At 66.3% G+C, this 5,674-nt stretch carries 4 protein-coding genes and 1 riboswitch; of the genes, 1 reads left to right on the forward strand and 3 read right to left on the reverse strand.

Annotated elements, in window-relative coordinates:
- From A2J01_RS35555 to cobG, 3 genes are all read right to left on the reverse strand, one after another.
- Positions 1-106 (reverse strand): SAM-dependent methyltransferase (locus A2J01_RS35555; RefSeq protein ID WP_156519482.1); only part of this gene is annotated, 106 nt, incomplete at its 3' end.
- Positions 103-729 (reverse strand): precorrin-8X methylmutase, encoded by a 627-nt coding sequence (locus A2J01_RS33250; protein ID WP_007729839.1) that lies wholly within the window; start codon positions 727-729, stop codon positions 103-105. The genes A2J01_RS35555 and A2J01_RS33250, both read right to left, overlap by 4 nt.
- Positions 730-748: 19 nt before the next feature.
- Positions 749-1,891: a precorrin-3B synthase gene (cobG, locus tag A2J01_RS33255; RefSeq protein ID WP_064114391.1), complete on the reverse strand. Its 1,143-nt coding sequence runs from the start codon at positions 1,889-1,891 to the stop codon at positions 749-751.
- Positions 1,892-1,942: 51 nt separating this feature from the next.
- A riboswitch (cobalamin riboswitch) is annotated at positions 1,943-2,075 on the forward strand.
- A 39-nt stretch (positions 2,076-2,114) separates the two neighbouring features.
- On the opposite strand from cobG, the gene cobN reads away from it, so the two are divergent.
- Positions 2,115-5,674, forward strand: a 3,560-nt coding sequence (gene cobN / locus A2J01_RS33260) for a cobaltochelatase subunit CobN (RefSeq protein ID WP_064114392.1), incomplete at its 3' end; no start/stop codon positions are given.

The raw sequence follows: 5,674 nt of genomic DNA on the forward strand, positions 1-5,674 counted from the left end.
GGAACGCAACCACATCGGCCTCGCCGATGACGCGGGCGGCCTTGACGGTCACCAATTCGGGATCGCCGGGGCCGATACCGACACCCCAGAGCTTGCCTGCACTCATTCGACTTCGCTCGCAATCGCATTGACGACGGCGGCGGTGATCGCGCTGCCGCCGCGTCGGCCGCGGAGAACGAGATGATCGATCCCGCTGGCGTGTTCGATGAGGGCTTCCTTCGACTCGGCAGCGCCGATGAAGCCGACCGGACCTCCGACGATGGCGGCCGGACGGGGTGCGCCGGCTTCGATGAGGTTCAGGAGATGGAACAGTGCGGTGGGTGCGTTTCCGATCGCGACAACAGCGCCCTCGAGCTTGGCTCCCCACAGTTCGAGAGCAGCCGCCGAGCGAGTGTTGTCGATGGTCGACGCCAGCACGGGAACCCGCGGATCGCCGAGGGTGCAGATGACGTCGTTGCCGGCGGGCAGACGCTTGCGCGTGATGCCGGCAGCCACCATCTGGGCGTCGCAGAAAATCGGCGCGCCGTCGCGCAGAGCTGCGCGCGCAGCCGAGACGACACCGGGTGTGAAGGCGACGTCGTCGACGAGATCGACCTGGCCACTTGCATGAATCATGCGCACTACAGCTTGCGAGACATCCGCCGGGAAACGGCTCAGGTCGGCTTCGGCCCGAATGGTGGCAAAGGACTGGCGATAGATTTCCGCGCCGTCACGGATGTACTCGATCATGTGCCACACGATAGAGGCATCACCGATCGGGCGGATTCACCCGGTAACCGTCACCCGTCGCGATCACATCCGCTACGTCCCCGCGGGGACGTCCACAACTGCGGTCGCACCCGGCCCAGTGCTGGCGCCCGACAACGGGAAGTTCTGCCAGCTCGACGGCGGTGATCGCATCGGCGCGCACGTCGGCGAGCGACTTCTCGCATCCCGGACTTCCGGTGCAGGCGGTGACCTCGAGCCACGGTGAGTTCTCGTCGAAGATCAACCCCATGGGTGCCAGCACCCGGACTACCTGCTCGGCTGCCCATTCGTCGAGGTCGAAGATATGCACCGATCGCCAGGGCGTCACGACGACGGGCTTGTCGACGGCGGCGAGGAACTCGGCCAGCCGAGCGTCGAGCAGCCCGAATCGCAGGCCGCCGCCCAGAGCTACGGTCCCGTCGCGCTGCTCGAGCCAGCCGATAGTGGGCCGTGCATCCGGCGTGAGGTCCGCCGCAACGGTGGACTCGGCGCTCAGACCCAGCTGCTCGAGGGTGCGTTCGATTCCGTCCGGAACCTCGGCCAGGCGCCAGTGCTTGTCGCGGACGTCGAGGAATGATCGGGCCGCCGCGAGGAGCAATTCGACGGCGTCGTCCGCCTGGACGAGATGAGTGGTGTGGTGACCGGCGAGCACCAGTGAATGCTCGGTGGCGCTGAGTGCGTGGAGTCCGAAATCGCCCCGAAGCCCGCTGATGTCTCCGCGCCCGTCGTCGAGGGTGAACAGGGTTCGCCCTGGCAGATCTGCCAATGCTTGATCCGCTTGGATCGCCGAATCGAGACGGTGGACCAGTTCACGAATGTCGGCGACGCCCCCGATACGGCCGGACAGTGGGGACGCGAGGATGTTGCGCACTCGCTCGTGCGTCGCGGACGGCAGCAGGCCGGCCGAAGCGATTCGCGATGCGAAGGCTTCGGGGTCCGAGACCGAGCGCAGTTGGACGTTGCCCCTCGAAGTGAGTTCCATCTGCCCGTTGCCCAGATCGCGCGCCGCGTCGGCGAGCGTCTGCAACTGGGTGGGGGTGAGGAGTCCGCCGGGTAGGCGCACGCGTGCCAGTGCGCCGTCGGCGGCGTGGTGAACTTGCAGTGCACCCGGGCACGCGTCTGGCTGTGAACGGTCCGTGGGCATGGCTCCAGGGTACGACCTGTCATGAGTGCCTTCTGCGGACCGGTAGCATCACCACCACCAGTGACGGCAGTTGAGGAAACCGGTGAGAGTCCGGTGCGGTCGCGCCACTGTGAGTGTTGCTCGAGCGGGACGTGTTTCCGCTCGGAAACACGAGTCAGACCCTCAACCGCCGTCGATGACAGATCTGTGCCACGGGGCGCGAAACCCCAGGAAGGCTTCACCCGTGATTCTTCTGCTCTCCACGTCCGACACCGATCTGCTGAGCGCCCGCGCCAGCCAGGAAGCCGGCGACGGCGTCTCCTATCGCTGGGCCAACCCCTCACGCTTGCTGGTCTCGGAGGACTTGCCGCCCTTGCTCGACGGCGTCGACCTCGTGATCGTTCGTATCCTCGGTAGCCGTCGCAGCTGGGAAGACGGCCTGGACATGGTCCTCGCCTCCGGACTCCCCGTAGTCGTTCTCGGCGGCGAGCACGCGCCGGACGCCGACCTCATGGAGTGCTCGACGGTTTCCGCCGGTGTCGCTGCCGAGGCTCACAACTACCTGGCCGAGGGTGGCGCACAGAATCTGGCACAGCTGCACCACTTCCTGTCCGACACCGTCCTGCTCACCGGCCACGGGTTCGAACCGCCGGCCCACCTGCCTTCCTGGGGCATCGCTGATTTCGCGCCCGATCTCGACTCGGCGAGCGGTCCGGTCATCGCAGTTCTGTACTACCGCGCCCAGCATTTGGCCGGAAACACCCGGTACATCCAGGCGTTGTGCGACGCGGTCGCCGAGGCCGGTGGCACCGCGCTGCCGATCTACTGCGCATCTCTGCGAACCGCTGAAGCCGAACTTCTGAGCACGCTCCGCCGCGCCGACGCCATGGTCGTGACAGTTCTCGCTGCCGGTGGCACGAAGCCCGCTACCGCGTCCGCCGGTGGGGACGACGAAGCCTGGGATGTCGCCGCACTCGCTGCACTCGACGTCCCGATCCTGCAGGGGCTGTGCCTGACCAGTAGCCGCGCCACCTGGGACGAGAACGACGACGGACTGTCGCCTCTCGACGTCGCGACCCAGGTCGCGGTGCCGGAATTCGACGGCCGCATCATTACCGTCCCGTTCTCCTTCAAGGAAATCGACTCCGACGGACTGTCCACGTACGTCCCCGACGTCGAGCGCGCTGCCCGTGTCGCCGGGATCGCGGTCCGTCACGGCAAGCTGCGCCACATTCCCACCACCGAGCGTCGCGTTGCTCTGATGCTCTCGGCGTACCCGACCAAGCACGCCCGCATCGGCAACGCCGTCGGTCTCGATACTCCGGCGAGCGCAATCGACCTGCTCACCGAAATGCGTTCTGCCGGTTACGATCTCGGTCCGGTCGACGGTCCGGACGCAGTTCCCGGCCTGGCGGCGAAGGACGGCGACGCGCTGATCCATGCCCTGATCGCGGCCGGCGGACAGGATCCCGACTGGCTCACTGCCGAGCAGCTCGAGGGCAATCCGATCCGCATCTCGGCAGCGAAGTACCGCGAATGGTTCGCCACCCTGCCCGAGGAACTGCGCAGCGGTGTCGAAGAGCACTGGGGCGCAGCGCCCGGAGAGCTGTACGTCGACCGCTCGCAGGATCCCGACGGCGAAATTGTCATCGCGGCACTGCGATTCAATAACATCGTGCTCATGGTCCAGCCGCCGCGGGGATTCGGTGAAAAGCCCGTCGCGATCTACCACGACCCGGATCTGCCGCCGAGCCACCACTACCTCGCGGCCTACCGCTGGATCGCTGCAACACCGGACAACGGCGGATTCGGCGCCGACGCCGTTGTGCACCTCGGCAAGCACGGAAACCTCGAATGGTTGCCCGGCAAGACACTCGGCATGTCGAGCAACTGCGGTACCGACGCAGCCCTCGGCGACCTGCCGCTGATCTACCCGTTCCTCGTCAACGACCCGGGTGAAGGAACACAGGCAAAGCGTCGCGCCCACGCGACTCTCGTCGATCACCTGATCCCGCCGATGGCCCGCGCCGAAAGCTACGGCGACATCTCCCGTCTCGAGCAACTGCTCGACGAGCACTCCAACATCTCCGCACTGGACCCGTCCAAGCTGCCGGCCATTCGCCAGCAGATCTGGACGCTGATGCGGGCGGCCAAGATGGACCACGACCTCGGCCTCGCGGAGCGTCCCGAAGAAGACGTGTTCGACGACATGCTCCTGCACGTCGACGGTTGGCTGTGTGAGATCAAGGACGTCCAGATCCGCGACGGCCTGCACATTCTCGGCCGCGCACCCGAGGGCGACGCCGAAATCGAACTGGTCCTGGCCATGCTCCGTGCCCGTCAGATGTGGGGCGGCGAACAGAGCGTCCCTGGTCTGCGCGAAGCTCTCGGGCTCAGCGAAGACGGCGACGAGTCCCGCAACCGTGTCGACGACGTCGAGGAAAAGGCGCACGCTCTGGTTCGCGGCATGTACGACGCCGACTGGAACCCCGCTGCGGCAGAACAACTCAGCGACGACGAGACCGTCGTGAAGATCCTTCAGTTCGCGGCCACCGAAGTGGTTCCACGCCTCCGGCAGACGAACAACGAGATCAAGCAGGTCCTGCACGCGCTCGACGGCGGCTTCATCGCCGCCGGCCCGAGTGGGTCACCGCTGCGCGGCCTGATCAACGTGCTTCCCACCGGTCGTAACTTCTACTCCGTCGATCCCAAGGCAGTTCCCTCACGACTTGCGTGGGAGACCGGTCAGGCGATGGCCGAGTCGCTCGCCGCTCGATATCTCGCCGATCACGGCGAGTACCCGCGCTCGGTGGGTCTGTCCGTGTGGGGTACCGCCGCCATGCGTACCTCCGGCGACGACATCGCCGAAGTGTTCGCGCTCCTCGGTGTTCGCCCTGTCTGGGACGAAGCAAGCCGACGCGTGGTCAACCTCGAGGTCATCGATCTCGACGAGCTCGGCCGCCCGCGCATCGACGTCACCGTCCGCATCTCCGGATTCTTCCGTGATGCGTTCCCGCACGTGCTCGCACTGCTCGACGACGCTGTTCAGTTGGTCGCCGCATTGGACGAGACGGACGAGCAGAACTACGTGCGCGCCCACGCGCAGGCCGACCTTGCCGAGCACGGCGATGCCAGGCGTGCGACCACCCGCATCTTCGGTTCGAAGCCCGGAACTTACGGCGCCGGCCTGCTGCAACTCATCGACTCCAAGACCTGGCGCGGTGACGACGACCTCGCCGAGGTGTACACCAACTGGGGCGGCTTCGCGTACGGCCGTGGGCTCGACGGAATCCCGGCAGCCGACGACATGCGCAGTGCATACCGTCGAATCAACGTGGCGGCCAAGAACACCGACACGCGTGAGCACGACATCGCCGATTCGGACGACTACTTCCAGTACCACGGCGGCATGGTTGCGACCGTGCGCGCGCTGACCGGAAAGTCGCCCGAGGCGTACATCGGCGACAGCACTCGGCCGGAATCGGTTCGCACACGCACACTTTCGGAAGAGACCGCACGTGTCTTCCGGGCGCGCGTGGTCAATCCCCGCTGGCTCGACGCGATGCGCCGTCACGGGTACAAGGGTGCGTTCGAGATGGCGGCCACGGTCGACTACCTCTTCGGGTACGACGCCACCACCAACGTGGTCGCGGACTGGATGTACGAAAAGCTCGCCGAGACCTACGTTCTGGACGAGCAGAACCAGAAGTTCATGACGCAGTCCAACCCGTGGGCCTTGCACGGAATCGCCGAGCGGCTCCTCGAAGCCGCCGAGCGCAACATGTGGGAGCACCCCGAGCAGAA

It is taken from the genome of Rhodococcus sp. EPR-134, assembly GCF_001647205.1.
Classification (GTDB): Bacteria; Actinomycetota; Actinomycetes; order Mycobacteriales; family Mycobacteriaceae; genus Rhodococcus_F; species Rhodococcus_F qingshengii.